22 protein-coding genes are annotated in these 24,918 nt (G+C 71.5%); 8 read left to right on the top strand and 14 right to left on the bottom strand.

Annotated features, from left to right (window positions below; genetic code table 11):
- Positions 1-23 precede the first annotated feature (23 nt).
- The 11 genes from O3597_RS12705 to O3597_RS12655 all read right to left on the bottom strand — a co-directional run bounded on the left by O3597_RS12705 (position 24) and on the right by O3597_RS12655 (position 8,363).
- Positions 24-737, bottom strand: a complete 714-nt coding sequence (locus O3597_RS12705; RefSeq protein WP_281580935.1) for a siderophore-interacting protein — start codon at positions 735-737, stop codon at positions 24-26.
- A 62-nt stretch (positions 738-799) separates the two neighbouring features.
- Positions 800-1,375, bottom strand: a complete 576-nt coding sequence (locus tag O3597_RS12700; RefSeq protein WP_164447219.1) for a GNAT family N-acetyltransferase — start codon at positions 1,373-1,375, stop codon at positions 800-802.
- A gap of 90 nt (positions 1,376-1,465) precedes the next feature.
- Positions 1,466-1,861: a DUF1330 domain-containing protein gene (locus O3597_RS12695; RefSeq protein WP_281604271.1), complete on the bottom strand. Its 396-nt coding sequence runs from the start codon at positions 1,859-1,861 to the stop codon at positions 1,466-1,468.
- 130 nt (positions 1,862-1,991) lie between these two features.
- On the bottom strand, positions 1,992-2,399 hold the full coding sequence (locus tag O3597_RS12690; protein ID WP_164447217.1) for an arsenate reductase ArsC: 408 nt from the start codon (positions 2,397-2,399) through the stop codon (positions 1,992-1,994).
- Positions 2,400-2,454: 55 nt separating this feature from the next.
- A complete protein-coding gene (locus O3597_RS12685; RefSeq protein WP_281604270.1) occupies positions 2,455-3,195 on the bottom strand; it encodes an MIP/aquaporin family protein in 741 nt (246 codons plus the stop codon).
- Between the two features lie 23 nt (positions 3,196-3,218).
- Complete coding sequence (locus tag O3597_RS12680) at positions 3,219-3,878, bottom strand: arsenate reductase ArsC (protein ID WP_348650348.1); 660 nt, start codon at positions 3,876-3,878, stop codon at positions 3,219-3,221.
- Positions 3,875-4,561 carry a helix-turn-helix domain-containing protein gene (locus O3597_RS12675; RefSeq protein ID WP_164447214.1) on the bottom strand — a complete coding sequence of 229 codons (687 nt, stop codon included), beginning with the start codon at positions 4,559-4,561 and terminating at the stop codon, positions 3,875-3,877. Before O3597_RS12675 ends, O3597_RS12680 begins: the two co-directional genes overlap by 4 nt.
- Before the next feature lie 59 nt (positions 4,562-4,620).
- On the bottom strand, positions 4,621-5,208 hold the full coding sequence (locus O3597_RS12670) for a DUF6879 family protein (protein ID WP_281604269.1): 588 nt from the start codon (positions 5,206-5,208) through the stop codon (positions 4,621-4,623).
- Positions 5,209-5,425: 217 nt separating this feature from the next.
- Positions 5,426-6,661, bottom strand: a complete 1,236-nt coding sequence (locus O3597_RS12665; protein ID WP_164447212.1) for a hypothetical protein — start codon at positions 6,659-6,661, stop codon at positions 5,426-5,428.
- Between the two features lie 68 nt (positions 6,662-6,729).
- Positions 6,730-7,830: a ThiF family adenylyltransferase gene (locus tag O3597_RS12660; RefSeq protein WP_281604268.1), complete on the bottom strand. Its 1,101-nt coding sequence runs from the start codon at positions 7,828-7,830 to the stop codon at positions 6,730-6,732.
- 134 nt (positions 7,831-7,964) lie between these two features.
- Complete coding sequence (locus tag O3597_RS12655; RefSeq protein WP_164447210.1) at positions 7,965-8,363, bottom strand: hypothetical protein; 399 nt, start codon at positions 8,361-8,363, stop codon at positions 7,965-7,967.
- An 86-nt stretch (positions 8,364-8,449) separates the two neighbouring features.
- Here O3597_RS12655 and O3597_RS12650 point away from each other — a divergent pair, with 86 nt between their 5' ends.
- The 7 genes from O3597_RS12650 (at position 8,450) to O3597_RS12620 (ending at position 17,397) form a co-directional block, all read left to right on the top strand.
- Complete coding sequence (locus O3597_RS12650) at positions 8,450-9,070, top strand: L-threonylcarbamoyladenylate synthase (RefSeq protein ID WP_281604267.1); 621 nt, start codon at positions 8,450-8,452, stop codon at positions 9,068-9,070.
- A gap of 188 nt (positions 9,071-9,258) precedes the next feature.
- Positions 9,259-11,631, top strand: coding sequence for a tetratricopeptide repeat protein (locus O3597_RS12645; protein WP_281604524.1), 2,373 nt, complete (start codon positions 9,259-9,261; stop codon positions 11,629-11,631).
- Between the two features lie 189 nt (positions 11,632-11,820).
- On the top strand, positions 11,821-12,426 hold the full coding sequence (locus tag O3597_RS12640) for a hypothetical protein (RefSeq protein ID WP_281604266.1): 606 nt from the start codon (positions 11,821-11,823) through the stop codon (positions 12,424-12,426).
- Between the two features lie 229 nt (positions 12,427-12,655).
- On the top strand, positions 12,656-13,450 hold the full coding sequence (locus O3597_RS12635; protein ID WP_281604265.1) for an SCO2525 family SAM-dependent methyltransferase: 795 nt from the start codon (positions 12,656-12,658) through the stop codon (positions 13,448-13,450).
- Between the two features lie 207 nt (positions 13,451-13,657).
- Positions 13,658-15,499 carry an SCO2524 family protein gene (locus O3597_RS12630; RefSeq protein ID WP_164447205.1) on the top strand — a complete coding sequence of 614 codons (1,842 nt, stop codon included), beginning with the start codon at positions 13,658-13,660 and terminating at the stop codon, positions 15,497-15,499.
- A complete protein-coding gene (locus O3597_RS12625; protein ID WP_164447204.1) occupies positions 15,500-16,429 on the top strand; it encodes an SCO2523 family variant P-loop protein in 930 nt (309 codons plus the stop codon).
- A complete protein-coding gene (locus O3597_RS12620) occupies positions 16,429-17,397 on the top strand; it encodes an SCO2522 family protein (RefSeq protein ID WP_166458400.1) in 969 nt (322 codons plus the stop codon). The genes O3597_RS12625 and O3597_RS12620 overlap by 1 nt, the downstream gene beginning before the upstream one ends.
- Here O3597_RS12620 and O3597_RS12615 read toward each other — a convergent pair whose 3' ends face one another.
- Complete coding sequence (locus tag O3597_RS12615; RefSeq protein WP_164447203.1) at positions 17,398-18,438, bottom strand: SCO2521 family protein; 1,041 nt, start codon at positions 18,436-18,438, stop codon at positions 17,398-17,400.
- 211 nt (positions 18,439-18,649) lie between these two features.
- Here O3597_RS12615 and O3597_RS12610 point away from each other — a divergent pair, with 211 nt between their 5' ends.
- Positions 18,650-22,858 carry a HEAT repeat domain-containing protein gene (locus O3597_RS12610; RefSeq protein WP_164447202.1) on the top strand — a complete coding sequence of 1,403 codons (4,209 nt, stop codon included), beginning with the start codon at positions 18,650-18,652 and terminating at the stop codon, positions 22,856-22,858.
- 67 nt (positions 22,859-22,925) lie between these two features.
- Here the strand turns inward: O3597_RS12610 and O3597_RS12605 are convergent, their stop codons facing one another.
- Entirely contained in the window at positions 22,926-24,005 is a 1,080-nt protein-coding gene (locus O3597_RS12605; RefSeq protein WP_281604523.1) for an ABC transporter ATP-binding protein, read from the bottom strand.
- Positions 24,006-24,070: 65 nt separating this feature from the next.
- Positions 24,071-24,916, bottom strand: coding sequence for an ABC transporter permease (locus tag O3597_RS12600; protein ID WP_164447201.1), 846 nt, complete (start codon positions 24,914-24,916; stop codon positions 24,071-24,073).
- Between the last annotated feature and the right edge of the window lie 2 nt (positions 24,917-24,918).

Here is a 24,918-nt window from a genome sequence, read left to right as displayed (position 1 = left end):
CGAGCCGGCGCGGTGCCCAGCCGTCACCGGGCGCGCCAGTAGGCCAGCGCCGCCACCTGCTCCTTGCCGACGCCCAGCCCGCGCCGCAGGTGCCTGACGATGCCGCGGGTGCTGGCCGCCTCGCAGGCCACCCAGTACAGGCCGTCCTGCTGGGCGTCGGTCAGGGCGGTGGTGACGGTGTCCACCAGGTGCTGGCCCTCGTCGCGGCGCGGCACCCACACCACCTCGTCGTGCGGCCGGGTACGCAGCGGCAGGTCTCGTTCGCCGTCGTGGGCGTACTCGAGCCAGATCCGCGCCGACACCGGCCCGGCGGCGTCGAGCAGGCTGTTGACCGCCGGCAGGGACGCCGCGTCGCCGACCAGGTACAGCCGGCCGGGCGCCGGATCGGGGAGCGTGAAGGAACTGCCCTGCACGGTCGCCTCGATGGTGTCTCCGGGCCGAGCCGTCGTGGCCCAACGCGCGGCGCAGCCGTCGTGCAGGGCGAACACCAGGTGGAAGCGCCCGCTGTCCGGGTCCGGATCGACGAGGGTGTACGCCCGCTGGTGGGGGCGGCCCGCGTTGTCGAACCACAGCCGGATCCACATGGTGGGGTGTACGCCGCAGGCGCGCAGCAGGTCACCCCCGTCGACGAGCAGCCGCTGGTAGCGGTCGCCGACGGATTCGTTCTCCAGGACGGTCAGCTGGAAGTTCCGGCCACCGAAGGCCTTGAGGACGAGGGCTTCCCAGTTGCGTTTCACACGTTCTCCACTGTGGATACGTTCGGATGACGGCGAGCCGGTGGACGGGGGTGGGCGTCGGCTCAGGGCCGGCTGGCCAGCGGCAGGTCCCGCACCAGCATCCGGTGCGAGCGCCAGCCGGGAAACGGCACGAGATCGCCGACGTGGTCGAATCCGCTGCGTTGCAGGGCGTGCCACACCCGGGTGTTGGTCTCGGCGACGGCGAGCGACACGCGCTCCTCGCGCCGTCGGGACAGCAGTTCGACCGTCATCCGGAAGCCGAGGCGGTGACGGCGGTACTCGGGCAGGACGAACGCCTCGCACACCGCGAACGTGCGGCCCGGCCACTCCACCGCGAGGTCGGGATCCCTGGTCGAGGTCAGGTCACGCCACCAGAGGGTCTCCGGTGGCAGCGGGCAACCCATGACCGTGCCCACGAGCCGGCCGTCGACGTACCCGAGCGCCGCCGAGAAACCGGGGGCCTCGGCGGTCCACCGCAGGCGTTCCGCCACCGTCGGGACGGTGTGGTCGACCAGGTGCAGGTCGGCGGCGTGCACGCGGTGGTAGACCTCGGCGAGCGCCTCGACGTCGACCTGGTCGGTGACGACGACAGCACTGTCCCGGCCGCCGATCGCCTCGGCCACAGCGGGCGATGACATGGAACCCTCCCCGAACTTTGGTTAGGCATACCTAACCAGCCAGTCGGCGATCGGGCAAGTCTCCGTATCGTGGCGCGGCGAGCGCGCCCGTCACGGCTGTCTGGAGTCGTCTCGTGGCGTCCGTCCCCAGGGGCGGGTGGGTTGCAGCACGGCATCGCGCAACGCCTCCCGCCGCAGGTGGGCGATCCGCTGGTACGCGGGGTCGGCGATCATCCGACTGAACGCCCGGCGGGTTGGATAGCGCACCAGCAGGACCGCGTCCCACTGCTGACCCGCTGCGGCGACGAGGGCGTCGTCACCGTCGCCGGCGTAGACGACCTCGACACCGTAGTGCGGCGCGACGGTCGTGGTGAAAGCCTTCGCGTACTGCTGGTACCGCGCGCGGCCGCCGTCGGCGAACCGCAGCAGGTTGAGCATGACCACCGGTTCGTCAGGTCCGTCGGCGAGAAAAGCGGTAGGAAGGTCGCCGGATGGATCCGCCGTCATCGTTGCCTCCGATCTCGGGACTGGAAGCAGTATTCCGGCATCGAGGTCGGGCTCGTCAACGAAAACCCAGTGGGATTTTGCACTCACGGTGCATATTGCCGACCGCGCCCGTCCGGGCGCGCGGCAGGCCTCAGCCGGCCCTGCGCAAATCGGCCAGGAGCGCCTCGACCCGGGTACGGATCTCGTCGCGGATCGGGCGGACCGCCGCCACGCCCTTGCCGGCCGGGTCGTCGAGTTTCCAGTCCTCGTAGCGCTTGCCGGGGAAGACAGGGCAGGCGTCGCCGCAGCCCATGGTGACGATCACGTCGGAGGACTCGGCGGTGGCGTACTCGAGGAGCTTGGGGGTCTGGTCGGTGATGTCGATGCCCACCTCGCGCATGGCCTCGACGGCGGCCGGGTTGATGGTCGCGGCGGGAGCGGAGCCGGCGGAGCGGACCTCGACGGCGTCGCGGCCGAGGTGACGCAGCCAGCCGGCGGCCATCTGGGAACGGCCGGCGTTGTGTACGCAGACGAACAGGACGCTGGGCTTGTCGGTCACGGGGTGCCTTTCTGCGGTACGGGATTCCTGGTTGGCGGTCGGTCGTGCGGGCAGGTCATGAGCGTCGACTCACGGTCGCCTGGTCGTCGGCCGGCACGACCACCTGGTCGGCGGCGGCACCGGCGTCGGGGTAGAGGGCCGCCAGCAGGCCGACACCGACGGCGAGACCGACGACCTGTGCCACCACGAAGCCCGGCACGGAACCGGGAGCGATGCCGGCGAAGGTGTCGGTGAACGCGCGGCCGACCGTGACCGCCGGGTTGGCGAACGAGGTGGACGAGGTGAACCAGTAGGCCGCCCCGATGTAGGCGCCCACGGCGGCCGGCGCCACGACGGCGCGGCCGGACCGGGCCAGCGCGAAGATCAGCAGGACCAGGCCGGCGGTGGCGACGACCTCGCCGAGCCACAGGTTGCCGCCGCGTTGCCGGCCGGAGAAACTGACCGCGCTCAGGGCGAACATCAGGTTGGCCAGCACCGACCCCGCGACGGCCCCGGTCACCTGCGCGGCGACGTAGCCGGCGAGTTCCCGGGGGGAGAGGCCGGTGCCCGATCGGCGGCCGAGCAGCCAGTCGGCGGCGGAGACGACCGGATTGAAGTGCGCGCCGGAGACCGGCCCGAACATCAGGATCAGTACGCCGAGGGCGAAGGCCGTGGCGATCGAGTTCTGCAGCAGTTGCAGCCCGACGTCGTCCGGGGACAGGTCGGTGGCCATGATGCCGGAGCCGACCACGGCGGTGACCAGCAGGGCGGTGCCGGCGAACTCGGCCAGCAGCCGCCGCCAGAGTGCGATGGTCATCTTGTTGTGCTTCTCCTCGATGGTTATCGGGTGGGGACGTTCAACTCGTCGAGGAGACGCCGTACCCGCCGCTCGATCTCGTCGCGGATCGGCCGGACGTCGTCGACGTCGAGGCCGGCAGGGTCGGCGAGGTCCCAGTTCTCGTAGCGAGTCCCGGGGAAGACCGGGCAGGCGTCGCCGCAGCCCATGGTGACCACCACATCGGCGGCGCGGACCACCTCGTCGGTCCAGGGCTTGGGAAACTCGTCGGAGATGTCGATACCGCGTTCGGTCATGGCCGCCACCGCGGCGGGATTGATCTCGGTGCCCGGCTCGCTGCCACCGGACCAGGCCACGGCCCGATCGCCGGCCAGGTGGGTGAGGAACCCGAGCGCCATCTGCGAGCGACCCGCATTGTGGGTGCACAGAAACAGGACGACGGGCCGGCCGTCCCGGTGGTGGCCCTCGACGCGGGCCAGTGCCTGTAGCCGCTGGCGGGCGAAGCGTTCGGCGAGTAGGGGCAGGTAGTGGGGGATCCGACCGTCGACGGCGAACTGGTCGTAGCTGCTGTGCAGGAAACGCTCGATCGTCTCCGGGCCGTACGTGCCGTGGAACTCCGCGGCGAGGCGGGTTGCGGCCGTGCGCAGGGCCAAGTGCTGATCGACCGAGAGGTCGGGGCGGGAGCTGCGGGCGAGGCTGGTCATCGTGGGTCTCCGGGTAGGACGGCGGGCGCGAGCCGGGCGACCCGGTCGGCGAGGTCGGCGTAGGCGGACTCGAACGCCTCGTCGGTGTCCACCCGGACCGGGTCGGGAACCGACCAGTGCAACCGGGGGCGTAGCTGGTCGGTCAGTCCCTCGTGGGCGTTGTCGCAGACGGCGATGACGAGGTCGTCGTCTCGTACGACGTCGGCGACGTGGGCGGTGCCGGTGGGATCGAGGTCGAGTTGGTGGCGGTGGGCCACGGCGACCGCGCGGGGGTGGACCCGGGCCGCCGGTTGCGTGCCGGCCGAGGCGGCGGCGCCGCGGGTGCGGTGCCGCCACAGCGCGGCGGCCAGCTGCGAGCGGGCCGAGTTGTGGGTGCAGACGAAGACCACCCGGTCGAACCCGGTCAGTCGCGGGGTGGCGAGGGCGGCGAGGGTCTCGGGACGCAGCTGGAGGTAGGTGCGCCGCCGGTCGCCCTCGGAGCGGACCTTCACCACCAAGCTGGCCTGGGTGAGGACCTTGACGTGATGGGCGATCAGGTTGGTCGGCATGTCGAGCCGGTTGGCGATCTCGCCGGGCGAGGCGTCACCGAGGGCGAGCGCGTCCACGATCGCCAGGCGTGCCGGCTCGCCGAGCGCGGCATGGGTACGCGCCCGGGCAACCAACGAAGAAAGCTCAACCTCCATAGACTCAACTATTGCTGACTTAAACTCCGGCGTCAAGGCGTCGGCCGCCGACTCGTCGGTCAGCCCAGCTCGCGGGGGAAGTAGTCGGCCAGCGGCTCGCCCGCCCGATGCAGGTCGGTGAGCACCTGCCGGCACGCCCGGACCAGGCCCGCGTCGGTGTAGCGGTCCGCGCCGACGAGTACGCCGTCGGCGTCGTACCGCACCTCGTAGAGCGTCTCGTCGGCCACCGTGACGAGTTCCGGTAGCGGCTCGCCGCCTTCCAGCGGCGCGACCTGTGGTGGCCCGACGATCCGGGCGTCGGTGCCGCATTCCGCCCTGATCCGCAGCACGTGCAGGTTCCAGCGCACGTACTCGCTCAGCGGCGGCTCCACCACCCGGACCCAGTGCAGCCTGATCGCGTGCCGGGCCATCCGTCGGTGCTCGGCGGCTATCTGCTGCCGGTCAGCCTGGAGCAGCCGCATCGACTCCGGCCAGTCGCCCCGGGCGAACGCCTCCCACACCCCGTAGCCCGGCTCCCGGAAGTGCTGCCGTCGTTCCAGCTTCCAGATGTGCGCGCCGTCGACGGCCCAGAACCGCTCCCAGAAGTCCGTCAGGTACGCCTCCCGCGCCAGCCGCCTCCCGGTCGCCTGATCGAGCAGATCCCGCACGGCCCCACCTCTCTGTCTCGACACCGTCACCTCTGCCGGGTGCCGCCGGCTCGGCGCGACCGGGATCGCGTCGAGCCGGCGGTCCGTCGGCATCAGCCGGACGGGTTGCTGCTCAGCGCGGTCGTCTCGATCTTGTCGAGCTTGCGGATTTCGATCTTGTCGAGCTTGCCGGCCTGCGGCTTGTCGGCCTTGCGGCCGTCCGTCTTCTTCATGCGGTTCACCTCCTTCCGGTTCGCCGCCGTGGGCGGCTGATCCCCCGTCGGACCCGGTGCCCGTGTCGATGCCACCAGGCGCGGGTCCACAGGACGACAAAGACGACGCTGATGGCGGCTACCGCGCCCGCGTCGAACAGGTCGCCGGCCGAGCCGCCGGCCAGCATGGTGCCGACGGCCGAGGTCAGTACGGTGACCGTCACCGGAAGGGTGACCAGAGCCGCCACCGCCAGGCAGGCGACCGTCCCGGCGACCAGCACGACGGCGTACGCCCGCACGGCCAGGCGCTCCCGGGCCGTGAGTCGCCGGCTCGGGTCCTCGCCCGGGCCGGCTGCCGGCCAGAACCGGCGCGCCGGCCACCGCGCCAGGTGTCGCACGTAGGCCGAACCGTCGGCGTACAGGTTGGCGCAGCCGGTCACGTCCTGCAGCACGAAGTAGATGTCGGTGCGCATGAACACCAGGAACTGCACCGGAACGAGACCGAGCGAGAGCAGGCCCACCGCCGCGAGCAGGCCGTCGGCCGGGCCCGCGACACCGGTGGCCCGCAGCAGCACCGTTCCGGCGTAGATCACCAGATTCGTCGCGATACCGGCGAGGTAGACGGCCAGGCGGTCGCGGCGGGGTGCCGCCCACACGCCGCTGACATCGGTCTGCGCGACCAGGAACTGCAAACGGGTACCGAGGCTGATTCGACCGGGTGCCCCGGCCGCGCGGGCGGTGACCAGGTGTGCCAGCTCGTGCAGACCGATCAGCGTCCAGACGATCCCGAAATTGCCGAGCAGGATCAGCCCGCCGCTGGCACTCCAGAGCAGGTCCTGGTGGCGTGGTGCCAGCACGGGGTCGCCGCCGATCGCCACCGCGGCGGCGAGTACCACGGCGACGGCGATCAGCGGGACCACCGGATGCAGCAGCCAGCGGACGTGCCGTGGACGCAGCCAGGGCAGCATCGGCCTGGGCGCCGCCGCCGTCGGCAGCGGTCGACCGTCGATCTCCGCGACGAAACCGAGGTCGGCCAGGTCGGCGACGAATTCGGCGACGTCCACGTCGTCGCCGCTCTCCTCCCGCAGCGTGGTTCGCACGCCGCCGACAGTGGTGTGCGGCAGCAGCGTGATGGCCCGGTGCCCGATCGGCGGTAGTCGGACGAACGACCCGGTGTCGATCCGGCCGACCACCCACGAACCGCCCTCCGGACGCAGGTGGAGCCGGTGCAGCCGGACCCGACTGCGGTCGGCGATCGGCATCGTGTCGGACGCCTGCGGCGTGGACGTGCCTGCCCCGGGCGTGACGCGTCCGCTCACCCCGGGGCCGGTCATGCCGGCGTCCCGCAGGCGGCGCAGTCCGGTCGGCGTGGGTCGTCGCGGACGAAGGTCGCGTCGGGGGCCAGAAGATTGACCGCGTCGACCCGCCCGGCCGGCAACGCCGGTACGCCGGTGATCAACGCCATGGCGTGGTGTGCCGCCAGGTGACCCGAGATTCCCGCCGTTGGTGCGGCGACCGCGTTCGCGACCGCCGCGTTGCGCCGTACCGTGTCGGCGGCTCGGACGCCTATCGCGCGACGCTGCTCGGCGTCGGCCCACCGGACGCACTCCCAGCACGGTCCGGTGCCCGGCACGTACCGCCCGACCTGCACCAGCGGGCCGTGGTAGCCGGCGTCCACCCAGGGGGTGCCGGTGGCCAGGCAGGCGCGGTTGGTCCAGCGCCGCAGCGCCGGTGGCTGGTCGGCGGCGAGCAGCAGGACGTCGCATTCCGCGGCGAGGGCCGCCACCTGCTCGGTGCCGGTGACGCGCTGCCGGAGCCCGGTGACATCGACCGTCGAGTTCAGCTGCCGAAGCCGTTCCACCGCCACGTCGACCTTGGCCCGACCGATGTCCTGCTCGGCGTAGAGCAGTTGGCGGTTCAGGTTCGACAGTTCGACCACGTCCGGGTCGACGCAGCGGATCCGCCCGACCCCACTCGCGGCCAGCGCCATGGCCGCGGTCCCGCCGGTGCCACCGAGCCCGATCACGGTGACGGCCGCGCGGCTCAGGGCGACCTGCGGCTCCCAGGTGCTGTCCCGGGGGACGAGGTCCATCCAGCGGAAGTACGCCCGACTGCGGTCGAACCGTTGCCGATCGCGCTCACTGAGCTCGGGTGGATCGGGTGCGTCAGCCTCCTCGACGTAGCCGGAGTCGATGAAGAGTCGCAGGGCGGCGCGGATGTCGGTCACCGGATGGTCGGGATGTGCCGTCCGCACCCGACGCACGATCTCCGCCGCGCTGCGGCTGCCGTCCATGTTCTCCAGCAGGCACCAGACGGCACCGCTGGGATCCGCCACCTCGGCGGCGATGCCGTACGTCGGTCCGCCGATCCGGATCCGGCCGTCGGCGATCCGGTAGGGCGCGTGCTCAGGTTTGACGCGTGGACGCCTCATGGCCTCTCCCCGTGTGCCACTCCGGCTGACTACGTCCTGCTCGCCCAGCCTGTCGAGGCCCGGCACGCCTGTCAATCCGTTTAGGACCGTTGGACCGGCCACGGCGGTCGCGGCGGGACAGCCGGACCGGACGGTCAGCGCAGCCGACCGGGCCGGCCGAACCAGTCCCGCGCGGATCGGGTGTTGAGGGCCAGGACCACCCAGGCCAGCAGGCCCAGGCCGACGATCGTGATCGCGCCGAGGAGGCCCAGCGAGGCGGCGGCCAGCAGACCCGCCAGGGCGTACGCGGGGTAGGGCGCCCAGCGGCGGCGGGCCGCCAGGCTGATCGCGACCAGCCCGCACGCGGTGGCCATCACGGCGAAGAAGGCGACCGCGCCGAGGGAGCCGGTCGTGGCGAGCGACCGGTGCGCCGTCGCGAGAGCGAACAGCAGCGACAGCAGTGCGAACGCGAGCACGGTGACCCGGACCGGGGTCGGCGTCGGGTGGGGCCGGAGGTGATCCCCGTAGCCGCCGCCGGGTACGCGTACGACCATAGTGACAACGATGGACGTCGACGTCTGTCCGGGTGTGCCACTGTCGGCAACGCGACAGCGGACGCGGGCGGCCTAAGCTTCGGCCCATGGCGAGGTACTTCGACGTGCACCCGGACAACCCGCAACCGCGCACCATCGGCCAGGTGGTCGAGATCATCCGGGGTGACGGTTTGATCGCGTACCCCACGGACTCCTGCTTCGCCCTGGGCTGCCGGCTGGGCAACAAGGACGGCATGGACCGGATCCGGGAGATCCGTCACCTCGACAGCGGACACCACTTCACGCTCGTGTGCCGGGACTTCGCCCAGCTCGGGCAGTTCGTGCAGCTGGACAACGCGGTGTTCCGGGCGGTCAAGGCGGCCACCCCCGGCCGCTACACCTTCATCCTGCCCGCCACGAAGGAGGTGCCCCGGCGGCTGTGGCACCCCCGCAAGAAGACGGTCGGGGTGCGCATCCCCGCGCATCCGGTCACCCGCGCACTGCTCGACGCGCTCGGCGAGCCGCTGCTGTCGAGCACCCTGCTGCTGCCCGGCGACGAGGAGCCGATGACCCAGGGCTGGGAGATCAAGGAGCGGCTCGACCACGCCGTCGACGCGGTCATCGACGCCGGCGACTGCGGCACCGAACCGACCACGGTGGTGGACTTCTCCGACGGCGAACCCGAGATCGTCCGGGTGGGCGCCGGTGACCCGGGCCGTTTCGCCTGACGTTCCGGCAGGTCGGCCCGACACCGACGGTGGTGGCCGGACGATTGCTGGCCGCCACGCCCCCGTACCCCGTGGCGGCCCTCACCCCGGCCGATCCCAACACGACCCGCTCGCCGGCCGGCGAAGTCCAAACGAATCCGTACGGGATATCGCGACATCGATTGTTATCGTCGCAACTCGTGGGTGTCATGAAGGCTGCCGTGTCCGACGGGCCACCAGACCCGGGCTCGGCCCACAGCCTCGACGAGCTGATCGGTCAGCTGCGCGCACTCAAGCTCTGGGCCGGTGATCCCTCGTACGAGACGATCACCCGGCGGGTCAACGAGCGGTGGCGGGCCGACGGTCGTCCGGCCGACGAGATGGCCCGCCGGGGCACCGTGGTGGACTGCTTCAAGACCGGGCGGCGGCGGATCAACGCCGACCTGGTGCTCGCCGTCGTGCGGGCGTTGCACGACGAGACGGGCTACCTCGCGCACTGGCGGCAGGCACTGCGGGTCAGTCTCGCCGAGACGACCGCGGCCGCCCAGGTGCGGGTGCTCGACCGGCTGCCCGACGATGCGGGGGCCTTCACGGGCCGGCAGGCGGAGCTGACCCGGCTGCGGGAGTTGGCCGTGCTGGCCGCGGCGGCGGGCCCGACCGCCACCGGCGGGACCGGGCGAGGCGCGGAGGTCTGCGTGCTCGCCGGGATGGCCGGGGTCGGCAAGACCCACCTCGCGGTGCACGCCGGCCGGATGCTCGTCGACGAGGGTCACTTCGACACGACGCTTGTCGTCGACCTGCGGGGCTACCACCCCGACCCGGAGCAGCCACCGGCCGAGCCCGGCGCGGTGCTCGACGGCTTCCTGCGCCTGCTGGGCATGTCCGGCCACGAGATCCCGTACGGCCTGGCGGAGCGTGCGGCCGCGTTCAGCGAGCGGCTCGCGGGCCGACGTGCGCTCGTCGTGCTCGACAACGCGGCCGGTACCGAGCAGGTGCGGCCGCTGCTGCCCCGGTCGGCCGGCACGCTCGCCCTGGTCACCTCGCGGCGTCGGCTCGCCGACCTGGCCGAGGCGGTACAGCTCGACCTCGACCTGTTCACACCGCAGGAGGCGGAGCGGCTGCTCGTCCGGTCGCACCCCGACGTGGCGGTGGGCAGTGATCCGTCGGCGCACCAGCGGGTCGCACTGCGCTGCGGGTACCTGCCGTTGGCACTGAGCGTGGTCGTCGGACAGATGGCCGCGCGACCCGAATGGACCGTCACCGACCACGCCGACCGGCTGGACGAGCGGCACCGCCACCGCCGGCTCGACAGCGGGGTGGAGGTGGCGCTGCACCTGTCGTACCAGCATCTGCCGGAGCGGCGGCAGACGCTGCTGCGGCGGATGGCCGCGCATCCCGGCGCGGATCTGGACGAGCACGGTGCCGCCGCCCTGCTGGACGTCGACCCGGCCACCGCCGCGGCCGACCTGCGTCATCTCGCCGCCGAGCACCTGGTCCAGCAGCCCGTCGTCGGGCGCTACGCGTTACACGACCTGGTCCGCGCCTACGCGGCCGAACGCGGCCGGGAGGAGGACCGGCCGGCGGATCGCCGGGCCGCCCTGACCCGCCTGCTCGATCACTACCTCTACAGCGCGTCGGCGGCGATGGAGGCGCTCTACCCGGCCGAGCGGCACCGCCGACCGGCACTGCCCCAACCACCCCCGGCCGTGCCGATGCTCGACAGGCCCAGGACCGCCCTCCGCTGGCTGGACGCGGAACGCGCGACGCTGGTGGCGGTGTGCGTGCACGCGGCCCGCAACGGCTGGCCGCAGCACGCCGTGTGGCTCGCCGGCACCCTGTACGTCTACCTCGACAACGGCGGGTACCCGGCGGACGCGATCACCGTGCACACCGAGGCCGAGCACGCGGCGCGACTGCTGGGGGACACCGTCGCCGAGGCCACCGCGCTGACCAATCTGGGTGTGGTGTGCTGGCAGTTGGGCCGCTATCCGGAGGGTATCGGGCAACTGGAACGCGCGCTGCCGCTGTTCCGCGCGGCCGGTGACGGTCGTGGCGAGGCCCGGGTGCTGGGCAACCTCGGTGTGGTGCACAGCGCGGCCGGATACTGGGAGCGCGCCGCCGGATACCACGAGTTGGCGCTGGACCGTTTCGTCCAGATCGGCGACCGGGTCGGCGAGGCCAACACCCTGACCAACCTGGCTGCCGTCCACGAACGGCTGGGCCGCCCCGGTGCCGCGGTCGACCAGAACACCCGTGCCCTGGCGATCTTCCGTGAGCTGCGGCATCTCGGCGGCGAGGCGACCGCGCTGAACAACCTCGGTGACGCCTACGTCGCGCTCGGCAGGTTCGCGGAGGCCGTGGCGTGTTACGAACCGGCCCTCGCCCTCTTTCGCGACATCGGGGAACGGTACGGCGAGGCGTGCGTGCTCAACGGGCTGGGGCGGGCGCTGACCGGGCACGGCGCACGGGACGAGGCGGTCGCGCGGCACGCCGAGGCGCTGGCCCTGGCCACGGAGATCGACCGGCCCGAGGAACAGGCCCGCGCCCGTGCCGCGCTCGCTCGGCTGGGTGCCCCGGCCTAGCCCTGCACAGCTTTCGGCTGACCCGGCGAAAGTTCGGTCGACGGTACTGAAACTATCGACGTCGCTCGGGGTAAGGGCTACGCTCCCAGGCAAACAGCCGTCGATGCGAGGGGTGTCATGTCCCGTCGAACCGGAAGGCCGTCCTACCTGGTCGCCCCGCCTGAGAAGCGGCAACGGACGAGGACGTGGATGGTCGCGGCCGCCGCGGCGGCGGTCCTGGTGGCAGCCCCGGCCGGCGGGCTGGTCGGGCACGCTGTCGGCAGGCCGGACCCGACGGAGGCGAGCGTGGCGAAGATGCGCCAGGCCGACGCCGAGCGGGACGCGCAGCAGATCGTCGAGCTCACCGAGCTGGCTCACCGGACGGGCGAGGAACTCGCGCCGATCATCCGCGCCGTCCGGCAGGACGCCGAGGCGGGGCGCACGCCCGAGCGGGCCCAGGTCGACAAGTGGCAGCAGACCATGCAGCGGCTGATCGCCCAGTTCGCCGACCCACCGTCGGGCATGACCGCCACGAACGTCGCCCGTGGTGGGCTACGCAGCGCCGTCGACCAGGCGGCCGTAGCGGTCGACTCGGTCGCTCTCGCGCTGGCCGGTCCGACCACGGGGCGGGCGGAACGGATGCAACTGGCCGCCCGGCAGGCGACCCTCGCGGTCACCACGTGGTCGGTTGCCGCGACCCAGCTCGACCAGGTCAACATCGACGCCGGACAGGGCCACCAGCACGTCCACCTCGATGTCGGTGAGGTGGAGGGTGCGCTCGGTCCGGACGGTTCGGCCGAGGGTGCCGGCGGCTGACCGCCGCGACGTCGGGCGGTCGCGTCCGGCATCTGGTCGTGGTCCGGGCTGACCGCCGGATCCGTTGTGGTCGGTAGCGATCAATCGTTGTCACGGTCCTGACTCGGTGATCGATTCACGTCACCTCGACACTTGCGAATCGGTATCGCGTCCGATGCATAATGGGCAACGGGCTGCGCGCGTCGGGGCAGGGACCAAGTGATCTGCCGACTTCAATGGAGGCGCCTCCATGGCATTGATTCCGGCGGTTGGTGCAGGTTGTAGTGGGCCGTCGACCTCGCCACCACGAGTCGAGCCCCCGGGAACGGTCAATTCCGAGGTCGAGTGGGACGGCTTCGACCCGGGTGCCTACGTCCAGCACAACTACTCCGTCCTGCGCGACGATGATCGCGAAATCCTCTGTCGGATAAGAGACTTCTTCGGCGGCGCGAAGATTGCCGGCACACACTGCGTCGACGTCGGATCGGGCGCGAACCTCTACCCGGCACTGTCGCTTCTGCCATTCGCGCGCAGCGTCGAACTCTGCGAATATTCCACGGCGAATGTGCGCTGGTTGCGTAACCAGATCAACGGCTATGACGAGTGCTGGGACGCGTACTGGCAGGTGTGTGCGGAGCACTCGGCGTACGCGGCGCTGCCCGACCCCCGTGGCCATCTGGCCCGGGTGGGGCGGGTGTCGCAGCTGAGCGTCTTCGACCTGCCCAGACGGGCCTGGGGCGCGGGCACCATGTTCTTCGTGGCCTGCTCGATCTCCGCCGACCGGGCCGAGGCTGAACACGCGATCGGCCGGTTCCTGGCCGCCCTGCGTCCCGGGTCGCCGTTCGCCGCCGCGTTCATGCTGGGCTCGAACGGCTACCGCGTCGGGCAGCACTGGTTCCCGGCCGTGCAGCTGCACCGCACGGAAGTGGTGGCGAGCATCGCGGCCGGTGCGTACGACGTGGACATGCATGAGGTGCGTCCCAGGCCCGCGCTGCGGGACGGATATCTGGGCATGCTGCTGGTGACCGGACGCAGCCGCGGCTGACCTCGCCCCATTGCCCGCTCCGGATTCTCGAACCCGGGCCCACCTGCGCTCCTGTGTCGACTGACTGCTCCGGGAGATCGGTACGCGCGGTCATTCAGGTCACGCTGCGGCAGGGATACGATGATGGGTGCACGTCATCGTGGATCATCGTGGGCCAGGCAGAATCAGCAGCTCCGTTTCGACGACTACAGCAGACGGTGGTGGACCATGCGGATGCAGCCGCGCCAGGAGATTCTCGACATCTGGCGGGCCACGGTGCGCAGCTGTCTCCGCAACGGCGAATGGGATTGGGGCGGTCGGAGCGGATCCAATTCCATCAGCGACGCCGAACAGCTGCTGACCATGCTGCTGCCAGCGACCAAGATCCCGGTGCTGTCACTCGACGATCCGGACCGGATCGACGAGGAGGTCATCGAGGCCCTCGGCGCGATCGGCGGCGCGATAGAGATTCCCCGCCGCCTGGTCAAGATCATGACCGAGTACTTCGTCCGTTACACCGACGACAGTGGTGCGCCGACCTTCGGTGGCGGCAGCTACCTGAACCCGGTCCAGGGCGGTCCGGACCTCACCGACGAGCAGCGCTCCATGGACGTGGTCGACTCGTTCGCGGTGTCCGTCACGCTCACCCTGGCGACCATCGGTTTCGTCAAGATCTACCGGCCCTCCACCCAGCGGGCCGACCTGCGTGCCCAGTTGGACAAGCTGGAGGAGATGGCCAGCCTCCGGCTCACCGCGGCCATGGTCGGTCTGCTCCGCAGCTTCAGCACCTCGGTCTTCGCCGCGACCGACGAGTTCGGCGTCCGGCTCTGCGACATGGTCAACCAGGACGAGTTGCCGCGCCGTGAGGTCGTGGCCGCGCTGCGGGCGCAGTTGCGGGACACCATGGCGAGCCTGCGCAACGTCGTGGTCGGGTCCGGTCAGGTGACCGAGGACCTGGACAACAGCGAGATGCTCTTCGAGTGCGGCTGGTCGTGGGGAACGATCGCCGGCGCCGACGAGGTGGAGACGACCGAGCCGATCGGCGTGCAGCGCGAGGGCTCGGCGGAGAACGCCCCCTATCTCTACTTCACCGTCATCGCGGTGGACGCCATCGACGATCTCAACTCCGAACGTACCCGCCTGCTCGGCCTGCTCAACGAGGAGCAGCAGCGGCTGTTCCGGATTCTCCAGCTGCGCTGGGAGTTGACCCGCCGCTACTGGGCGACGGTGGCGACCTTCGGCAACCGGCGCCGGTGGCCGATCGAGGACATTCCCTGGCGTACCACCGACGGTGACCGGACCGACTACTACACCCTGCAGGCCACGTCGCTGGCGGTGAAGGGACTGGTGGCCAGCGGCCGGGGCGGTGACGAGGAGTTCGGGCGGATCGGGAACGTGCTCGTGGAACTGGCGCAGCGGGGCCGGATCACCCGGCGCGCCTCGCCGAACGAGCCCGCGTTGGTCGTGCACGCCCCGGGCAAGCAGGTGACCCTCAACGACGCCACCTCGAAGCCGATCATGACATGGAACGTCAACGAGTTCTCCACGGTGCTGCTGCAGCGGGCCACCACCGTCGCCGGCCTGCTCAACAGTGCCCGGCGCCGCAGCGAGCTGCTCGAACTCGCGGACGAGGTCTGGGAGCACCTTCTGCTGCGGCGCATCCCCGAGGGTCGGCACCGGGGGCTGTGGGATCACGCCGGAGGCGCGTTCCCCGAGTTGGCTCCGTTGCCCGAGGCACCCTCCTGGTACCTGACCGAGCGGGTCGTGCAGGCTCTGGTCAATGCCGGTCAGCTGCTCTGGGAGCGGCCGTTCCCCCGAGCCGGCAGCCTCGCCACGTACGCCCAGGATCTCATCGACGAGGCCGAGTACGTGTTCGACCGTGAGCTGATGAGCGGCACGTTCGCCGGTGAGGCGATGCAGCGCGTGATGCGCAGCATCCGGGCGACCCTGCGCCGCGCGCAGTCGCTCGTGGACGACCAGCCGGGCACGTCCGCCGCGCTGGCCAGCACCCTGCTGCTCCAGCTCAACGACATCACCACCGGCCAACAGAAGGCCAGCGAGGGGATCTGAATGCTGGTCTTCGTCACGTCGCACAAGGGTGGCACCGGACGCTCGGTGACCGCGGCGAACATCGCCTACCGCAGCGCGCTCTCCGGCCGTTCCACCTGTTACCTGGACTACGACTTCGGCTCGCCGACGGCCGGCATCACGTTCCAGATCCCCCAGGCCACCAACGGCATCGAGGGTGCCGGCCCGAACGGCGGTGGTCTGCACCGGTACCTGCGCGGCGAGATCCCGTCCCCGGAGCAGTTGGACGTGTGGGGCACCTCGGAGCGGGTCAGCCTGCGCCAACGACCGACCGGATCGGGCTCGCTGGTGCTGCTGCCCGGGCAGCGTAACGGCAGTGAGTTCGGCTTCACCGCCGACATCGGCCGGCGCTGCGCCGAACTCTTCCTCCGGCTGGAGGAGGAGTTCGACCTGACCCTTGTGGATCTGAGCGCCGGTCGCTCGTACGCCAGCCAGATCGCGCTGGCGGCCACCGCCAACCGGACTCTGCGCAAGGTGACCGTGCGGTGGCTGGTCTTCCACCGCTGGACGCCGCAGCACGTGATGGCGGCGGCGGATCTCGCGTTCGAGGCCGGCGGGATCCTGGCCATGGGTAAGGAGTACGGCCATGAGCCGGACCGGCTACGGGAGTCACTGCGGTTCGTGCGCACCGCGGTGATCGACTCGCGCGGGCCGGAGGTGGGACACCTCGACCTGGCGCAGCAGGCGTTCCTGCGCCGGTGCGACGCGGAACTGGGCGAACTGGCCCGCAGGAAGGGCACCGGCCGCACCACGCTGCTCGGCGCGGTGCCGTTGGACCCGCTGCTGCAGTGGCGCGAGCAGCTGATCTCGGACAACGACGTGCAGACCAAGATCGCCAATGCCAGGACCGTGGACGCCTTCGTGGAGCTGACCGAGAAGCTCTTCGACGAGACCGCATGGGAGACCGTGTGATGAGCGTGGATGTCAGGTTTCAGGAGGCAGCCGCGGTGCGTCGTACGGAGAGTGTGCCGTACTCACACCTGTCGGTCGAGTTGGGGCACGTGTACGCCGAGGACTTCGGCGACGGATGCCGGGACCTACGGCGCAAGTTCGCCCGGATCGCGGACTGGGCGCAGGCGATCCCGGCGCTGGGCCGCCGAGGGCTGCGCCCCCACCGGCAACCCCGGATCAGCACGTGTTTCCTGGTCGACGACTACTTCCACCGGTTCGCCACACCGCGCGAGGTGATCCCGCAGGTGCAGCAGGCCGCGGCGGAGCACGGGCTGGTGCTCGACTACGTGGCCCGCGAATCCAGCTTCGCCCGGTACGACGACGTCGAACTGGCCCGGCTGGTGGTGGACACGCTCGTCGTGGAGCCGCCACGGCACACCACGGGCAGCCGCCCACCACTGAGTGAGTCGGGCTGGCTGTCCAACGGCAAGCGGTCGCCGGGGCACGCCGACGCGCCCGCGATGACGCTGCCGCTGCCGTGGTCCCCGCCGTTGCAGTCCGGCGACGCGCCGCACTCCATCTTCGTCGACATCGAACTGTGGTCCGACGAGCCGGACCGCCGGGTGTGGGCCTGCGCGCTGCTCGCCTCGGTCTGGCAGATGACCCGGCTGGGCGTGCTGCGGCACCGGGGGCAGACGATCACCCAGCCGTACCAGCTCCCGCCCGACGAGCCGCTGCCGACCGACTGGGACCGCCTACCCGCGATCGTCCAGCTGAACCCGGACGCCACACCCTTCTGCGGGTACCGCACGGTGACCCTGATGGACACCCGGTACCTGCCGGTCGAGTTGGCCGTACGGACCATCCTCGGGCAGGTGGCGGTGCCACCCGCGGTCGCCCGGCAGGTCGCCAAGCGGGCCGGCAGCGAGGGTCTGGAACTGCCCGACGAACTGGTCGACCGGCTGAGCTACGTGTTCATCGGGGAGTGATCAGCCGCGCGGCGCCTGTGCACCGCGCCCGATCCTGCGGTCCGCCGGGCCACGGTTGGCGGTCGAGAACGGTTCGGCGACCGTGGCGGACCCGCACGGCTGGCTGACCGCCGCCCGGCCGGCCAGGTCTCGCAGGATGGCCATGTTGCCGACGGTGATCTGATCGCGGATCCAGTTGACCGAGGACTGCCACTGCCGGCTGAACCCCGGTACCTGCTCCAGGCGGTCCCAGATCGGCCGCAGCCGTGGGTCGACCCGGGCACCGGGCAGCCACAGGTGCAGCAGGTGCTCCAGCACCGGCCGTAGCCGTTCGATGTGCTCCTGCGTCGAGCCGGCCCGGGTCACCGCGGCCTCCACCAGGGCGGACAGCATGGTGAGCAGCCAGTCGTGCAGGGCGAGATCCTCGCAGAGGCCGGCGACCGCCGCCGGCACGTCCTGGGGGCTCACCGTGAGTCGCACGGTGCGCAGCGTCGGCGAGTCGACCGCGACATCGGCCGTGGCGTCGGCACCCGGCTGCTGGTGCACCTGCGCGGTCCACCGCAGCCGGGTGCGTGCCGCGCGCAGCGGCGGACGCCGGTCCAACAGGTCGGACATCTGCACACTGTCCAGCACCCGGCCGGTGATCGCGTCCAGGTTCAGCACGTCGGCGGCGTTGCCGTGCAGGAAACCGTTCGTCAGATCGTCCGCGTCCAGCTTGCCGACCGTCTCCAGCACACCCGAGTTGGCCAGGTAGTGCGACCACGGTCGGCGGCGCTCGCCGGCCACCACCTGGATGATGGAGGAGGCCTGCACGATCCGACCGCCGGTGATGACCGCCCGGGTGACCACCGCGCCCACCCCGCGCAGTTGGCGGTTCTTCGCGCTCGGCAGCCAGCAGTCCACACCGGTACGCACGTCGGGCGACACCGCGTACAGCGACGGTCGCCGGGAGGTCAGCACGGCCTCGCCCTCCACCAGGCTGAGCACCTCGGCGCTCTGGTCCTGCGCCAGCGCCGTGCTGTGCTGTAGCAGGCTGGTGTGCACCTCGCCCACCGTGAGCATGGTTCCTCCGCATCGGCACCACGGGGGACACCGGCGGGCATGGGCCAGCGGCCGGTGACCGGACCGAATCCGTCCCGCGGCCATCATAGGCCCATCCGTGGCGGGAAAGCCGATATGTGCCCGGGCGGCGGGCCTCACGGGTCCGATGGATGTGACGACGACTGATATTTTGAAGAATGCGGTCGCCAGCCACCCCTGGAGTTTGCCGTCGATGAAGGTCTACATTTCGGCCACCCAGAAGGACCTGTTGGAATACCGCGCGGCCGTGCACGCGGTGGCGCGTCGTCTGGAGATCGAAGACGTCGCAATGGAGGCGTACGGGGCCGACGTGCGCCCGCCTCTGGAACGCTGTCTGACCGACGTCCGCCGATGTGATCTCTACGTCGGACTCTTCGCCTGGCGCTACGGATACCGCCCACCGGGCCAGGAGTCCTCGATCACCGAACTCGAATACCGCGAGGCACTAGCGGCCGGCAAACCGTGTCTGATCTTTCTGCTCGCCGAGGACATGCCGTGGCCGCCTGACATGATCGATCGCAATCGGCAGCAGATCGTGGCGTTGCGCAACGAATTGAAGGAACGCCACCTGTGCGCCTTCTTTTCCAGCGTGGACGACCTGTCGGCGAAGGTCACCGTGGCGCTTGCCGACATGCGCAGCGGCCGGTCACCGGCGCGTGAGCCCGGCGACCCCGACACCCACCTGCCGGAGGCGGTCCGCAGCCAGTACCACAAACAGCTTCGGCTGCGGTACCAGGCGGTGCCGCTGGACGCCGTGTCACCCCGACCCACCATCGGCTACCTCACCGTCGGCCTGTCGAACGTGTTCGTCGAACCACGGGTGCACGAGGACGCCCGGCCGGAGATGCCGCTGGCCTGGTGGCGCTGGGCGGGCGCCGGCCCGGACGGTGACCCCGGCGCGCTGCCCGGTGTGGTGGATCCCAGGGACGTGGAGCGGCTCTGGGAGGAGTACGCGGCCAAGGAGGCGTCGCCGCTGTTCGACGTGGTCTGCGATCCGGCCCGGCGGGCCATCGTGCTGCTCGGCGATCCCGGCTCCGGCAAGTCGGCGGCGGCGCGTTACCTCGCCCTCGCGCTGGCCGGGGTCTGCGAGGAACCCCGGCTGGCGGCGCTCGACCGCTACCTTCCCGTCCTGGTCGAGCTGCGGTCGTACGCGGCGCATCGTGGTGACGGCCGGTGCGACGGCCTGTTGGACTACGTCGGACACCGGCACCAGCAGGGGTTGGCCGGCATCGACCGCGACGTGCTGGAGGCGTACCTGCGGCAGGGTGGTCAGGCGCTGTTCCTCTTCGACGGGCTCGACGAGGTGTTCGATCCGGCGCAACGGGAGGAGATGGCCGCGCAGATCGCCACCTTCGCCAACGAGTACCCCGGGGTGCGTACGGTGGTCACCTCGCGGGCGGCCGGCTATCTGCGGCACACCTTCGCCAACGCCGGGTTCGACCACTTCACCCTGGAGGATCTCGACGACGAGCGGATCGCGCGGTTCCTCGGCAACTGGTACCGGTACGTGATGCCGACCCCGTCGGTCGAGGCGGACCGCCAGCGACGGCAGATCCTCGACGTGGTGCGGCGGTCCCGGGCGATGCACGAGATTGCCGGCAATCCGCTGCTGCTGATGCTGATGGCGATCGTCGGCCGGGACCGTCCCCTGCCCCGCAACCGTCGCCGGCTCTACGCGCACGTCACGGACGTGCTCATCTCCGAATGGGACGTGACCAAGCAACTGCGGGAAAGCCACGGCGACGTGCCGCCGCTGGATCCGCAGGCGAAGCTGCGGCTGCTGCGCCACCTCGCCTTCTGGATGCAGTGCCGGGAGTCGGGACCGGCCGGAAATTACATCGAGGCGGACGAACTGTCGCGGATCTTCCGCGACCACCTGGTGGAGTTCTACGGTTTCGAGAACGAACGCGCGCACGCCATGGCGTACTCGATGATCGACAAATTGCGCCAGCGCAGCTTCATCCTGGAACGGTACGGACTGCGCCTGTTCGGGTTCGTGCATCGCACGTTTCTGGAATACTTCTGCGCCGAGGAGATCGTGGACAGGTTCGATCACGACCCGGACACCTGGGGGATCGACCAGTTGCGTGCGCTGTTCCGCGAGAACTGGGCAGATCCGTCCTGGCGGGAGGTGCTGCGGCTGGTCGCCGGGGCGCTGCCCGCCGAGGTCGCCAACGATCTGGTGACCCTGCTGGCCACCCAGGTCAACCGGCCGTGGCCGCCGCTGAATCTGGCCGGTCCACCGTGGAACCTGGTGCTGGCCGCGCAGTGCGTGGCGGAGGCACCGCAGCCGGCCGGGCTGGCCGGTGCCGGCGAGGCGGTGCTACGCCAGGTCGTCCTCCTTGTCGAGCACGGCATCTCCGCCGACGACCCGAACGTCGTCGAGGTGACCGAGCAGGAGCTGCTCCCGTCGATCCGGGCGCTCGGACCACAGTGGCCCGGCCGGGCCGTCTTCCTGCACTGGTATCGCCGCCGCGGGGTGCGTACCAGCTGGCTCTCCGGATCGACCTTCGCGACCCGGTCGGCGGCGGTGCTGTCCACGGCCGACGAGCAACTGGAGGAGGTGCTGGTCCGGGAACTCGGGCAGGCCCGCCAGCGGCAGGCGCGCATCGCGCTGGTCGCCGGGCTGGCCGAGGCCGCCGGGAGGCTGGACAGCACCACCCGCAGCCGCCGGCACTGCCAGGAGCTGCTGCTCGCACAAACCCAGGCGAAAGGCTCGACCGCGGTGCGCCAGGCGGCCGTACGCGCCCTGGTCGCCAACTTCGGCGCGGGCGGCGATCTGCTCGTGGTGCTGCGCGACCTCGCCGCCTCTCCCGACGCGGCGGTCCGGGCTATCGCCGTGCAGTCCCTCGGCGGACGGGCCGAGCTGACCGACGACGTTCGGCGGCTGCTGCTGACGCGGGCGACCGAGGACCGGGACACCGGCGTGCGACGGGCCGCCGTGGCGGTGCTCGCCGCACGCTGCCTTCACCTGCCCGACGTCACCGAGACGCTGCACCGGCTGCTGGCCACCGACAGCGATCCCGGCGTGGTGCAGTCCGCGTTGCGCTGCCTGCTCAGCGTCGCCGAGCAGAGCGAGACGGCCCGCGGGCGGGCCCTGTCCCGGATCACCGGTGATCCGCACGAGGGGGTGCGGCGCTGCCTGGTGTGCGAGCTGCTGCCGGGGCGGGGCGGCACGGAGGGCACCGAGCTGCTGCTCAAACTGGCCGGCTCGGATGCCTCCGCGCGGGTCCGTGCGGTCGCCGTACAGCGGCTGGTGCTGGTCAACGACCCGGACGGGCGGTGCCGGGACCGACTGGTGGACCGGATCGAGCAGGACGAGGACGCCTCGGTGCGGGCGGCTGCGGTGGTGGCGTTGGCCGACCGGTACCGGGTGGCCGACAGCGGGTGGGAGGTGGCCGCGCGGGCGGCGCGCACCGACGACGACGCGACGGTGCGGCTGGCCGCGGTCCGGGCACTGGCCGAGGCGTACCCGGATCACCGCACCGGCGAGCTGCTGCTGGAACGGGCCCGTCAGGATCCCACCGCCGGTGTTCGCCTCGCCGCCGTCGACCTGCTCACCGGCCGACCGCTGCTCGGGCCCGCCACGCGGGACCTGCTGATCGGCCGTGCCGCCGAGGAACGCGATCCGATCGTCCGGCTTCGCGTCACCCGCAGCCTGGCTCGCCTCGGTGATCCGCTCGACCCGGCGGTGGTGGAATGCCTCGCCGAGCAGGTCCGGCGGGATCCCGATCCGAACGTGCTGCGCGCCGCCGCGCAGGCGCTGGCCCGGCACGGCGGCACCGACGGACTGGTGGAGACGCTGTCGCGGCGGGCTCGGCGGGACAGCTACGCCGGCATCCGACTCGCCGCCGTGGAGACCCTCAGCGCGTACGGCGATCCGGGCGTGGTGACCGACGTGCTGCTGGAGTGCATCGAGTCCGACACCGACCCTGCGGCCTTCGACGCGGCGGTGTGCTGCCTGATCGCGCGCGGCGAGACCGCCATGGCGGTGACGTTGCGGCTGATGCGCCGGCTGGCCGACCGGGATCCGGCGATCCGGGCCCGGATCGCGGCCGCGCTCGGCGAGCACTTCGGCAACGACCCGGAGGTCCGGTTGCTGCTGGTGGGGCTGGTGCGCGACGATCCGGCGCTGGAGGTGCGCCGCTGCGCCGCGGCGCAGCTCGCGGCCAACCTGGCCGACCGGACGGGGGTGCGGGAACTGCTGATGCGGCTGGTCGACGACGAGGACTGGGAGATCCGCCGCACCGCGCTGCTCGCGCTGGCCCGACACTACGGCGAGGACACCCGCACCCGGCCGTTGCTCGTCCGGCTGGCCGGTCAGCCCGACCCCACGGTACGTGGCCTCGCCGGTCAACTGCTGGCGACGCTACCCAACACCAGCCCGGACGACTTCCCGTGACGCACCGCCACGGCGACGGTGATCAACGGTGTGGCCGGTGTCCCGCGACGGACGCGGCCGTTAGGTCTCATCCGACCCCGGCATTGGTGGCCGCCGCAGCGGCCGGATAGACCCGGGTCTCGGCCGCCTTGACGGCTACCCAGAGCGTCTGCCCGGGCGTCAGTCGAAGGTGGGCGGCGGCGGCCGGGGTGATGTCGGCGGCCACGGTGACCCGGCCGTCGAGCTGCACCCGCAGGTTGTCGCCGTGGCGTTGCACGCCGGCGACGGTGGCCGGCCAGGTGTTGCGGGGGCTGCCCTCGGGGCGGTGCGGATGCAGCGCCACGGCCGACGGTGCGAAAGCGACGAAGACGTCTCCGTGCTGCCGGTCGTTGGTGACGAGCGTGAACCCGTCGGTGATCAGGACGAGGTGCCCGTCCGCGTGCCCTCGGTAGAGGTTGAGACCGACCAGACGGGCCACGTAGTCGGTGCGCGGCTGGGCGGTGACTGTCGCGACGTCGCCCTCCTGCACCACCTGCCCGTGTTCGATGATGACCAGCCGGTCGGCGAGGACGACGGCGTCGATCGGGTCGTGGGTGACCAGCAGCGTGGCACCGGCGTGGCCGGCGAGGTGGTGTTGCAGCCGGGCGCGGGTGTCGAGGCGGGTGCGGGCGTCGAGGGCGGCCAGCGGCTCGTCGAGCAGGAGCAGCGCCGGGTCCACGGCGAGGGCGCGAGCCAGGGCCACCCGTTGGGCCTGTCCGCCGGAGAGCTGTCGAGGCTTGCGCCGGGCGTGGTCGGCGAGCCCGACCCGGACCAGCCAGTCCGCTGCCCGCTGCCGGGCCCGCTGCCGGTCGAGGCCCTGTCGACGTGGCCCGAACGCGACGTTGTCCAGTGCGGTCAGGTGCGGAAAGAGCAGGTAGTCCTGAAAGACGACGCCGATCGGTCGCTGCTCGGTCGGGGTCCAGATCCGCCGGCCGGGATGATCGAGGTGGCGACCGGCGAGGCTGAGGTGCCCGTCGGTGAGCGGAAGCAGACCGGCGAGGGCCCGCAGCGCGGTCGTCTTGCCGGCGCCGTTCGGCCCGAGCAGAGCGACGACCTCGCCGGGGCGGATGGTCAGCGGCAGGTCGAGTCGGAAGGTGCCACGGTCCACGACGAGGTGGGCGTCGAGCACCGCACGGCCGGGTGATGGCGCGCCCGGCGGGATCGGCTCGACGTCGGGGGAGTTCGGATCGGCGGTCACGAGCTGCCGAGCCAGCGGTCGCGGAGGCTGGCCAGGATCACCACCGAGACGGTGAGCAGGACGAGACTGAGCACGATCGCCGCCTCCAGGTCGGTTTCGAGGGCGAGGTACACCGCGAGCGGCATGGTCTGCGTACGGCCGGGGAAGTTGCCGGCGAAGGTGATGGTGGCGCCGAACTCGCCGAGCGCCCGGGCCCAGCACAGCACCGCTCCGGCGGCGATGCCCGGGGCGACCAACGGGAGCGTGACATGGGTGAAGGTGGTCCACCGGCCCGCGCCGAGGGTCGCCGCCGCCTCCTCGTACCGGACGTCCGCGCCGCGTAGCGCGCCCTCGACGGCGATCACCAGGAACGGCATCGCGACGAAAGCCTCGGCGAGCACGACACCGGCGGTGGTGAACGGCAGGGTCACCCCGAAGGTGCTGTCCAGCCAGCCGCCGAGGATGCCCCGCCGCCCGAAGACGAGCAGCAGAGCCACGCCACCGACCACCGGCGGAAGCACCAGCGGCACGGTGACCAGGGCCCGCACGAGGCGGCGGCCCGGGAAGTCGACGCGGGCGAGCAGCCAGGCCAGGGGCACCCCGAGGACGAGGCAGAGCAGCGTGGCCAGGGTGGCGGCCTGCACGGACAGCCGTAGTGCGGTGAGTACTCCCGGCTCGGTCAAACGCTGGGGGAGGGTGCTCCACGGCGTACGGATCAGCAGGCCTGCCAGCGGAAGTAACAGGAAGAGCAGGCCGATGGCGGCGGGCAGCAGCAACGCGACGGGTACCTGACCGGTGCGCCTGGACCGTGGAGATGGCGCGGACCGGGCGGGTGCGACGGCCACCTTGTCAGGCTGGGGCATCG

The organism is Verrucosispora sp. WMMA2044 (assembly GCF_027497155.1).
GTDB lineage: Bacteria > Actinomycetota > Actinomycetes > Mycobacteriales > Micromonosporaceae > Micromonospora > Micromonospora palythoicola.
The sequence above is the reverse complement of the archived record's forward strand: the minus strand, read 5'-3'. Positions and strand labels throughout refer to the sequence as shown.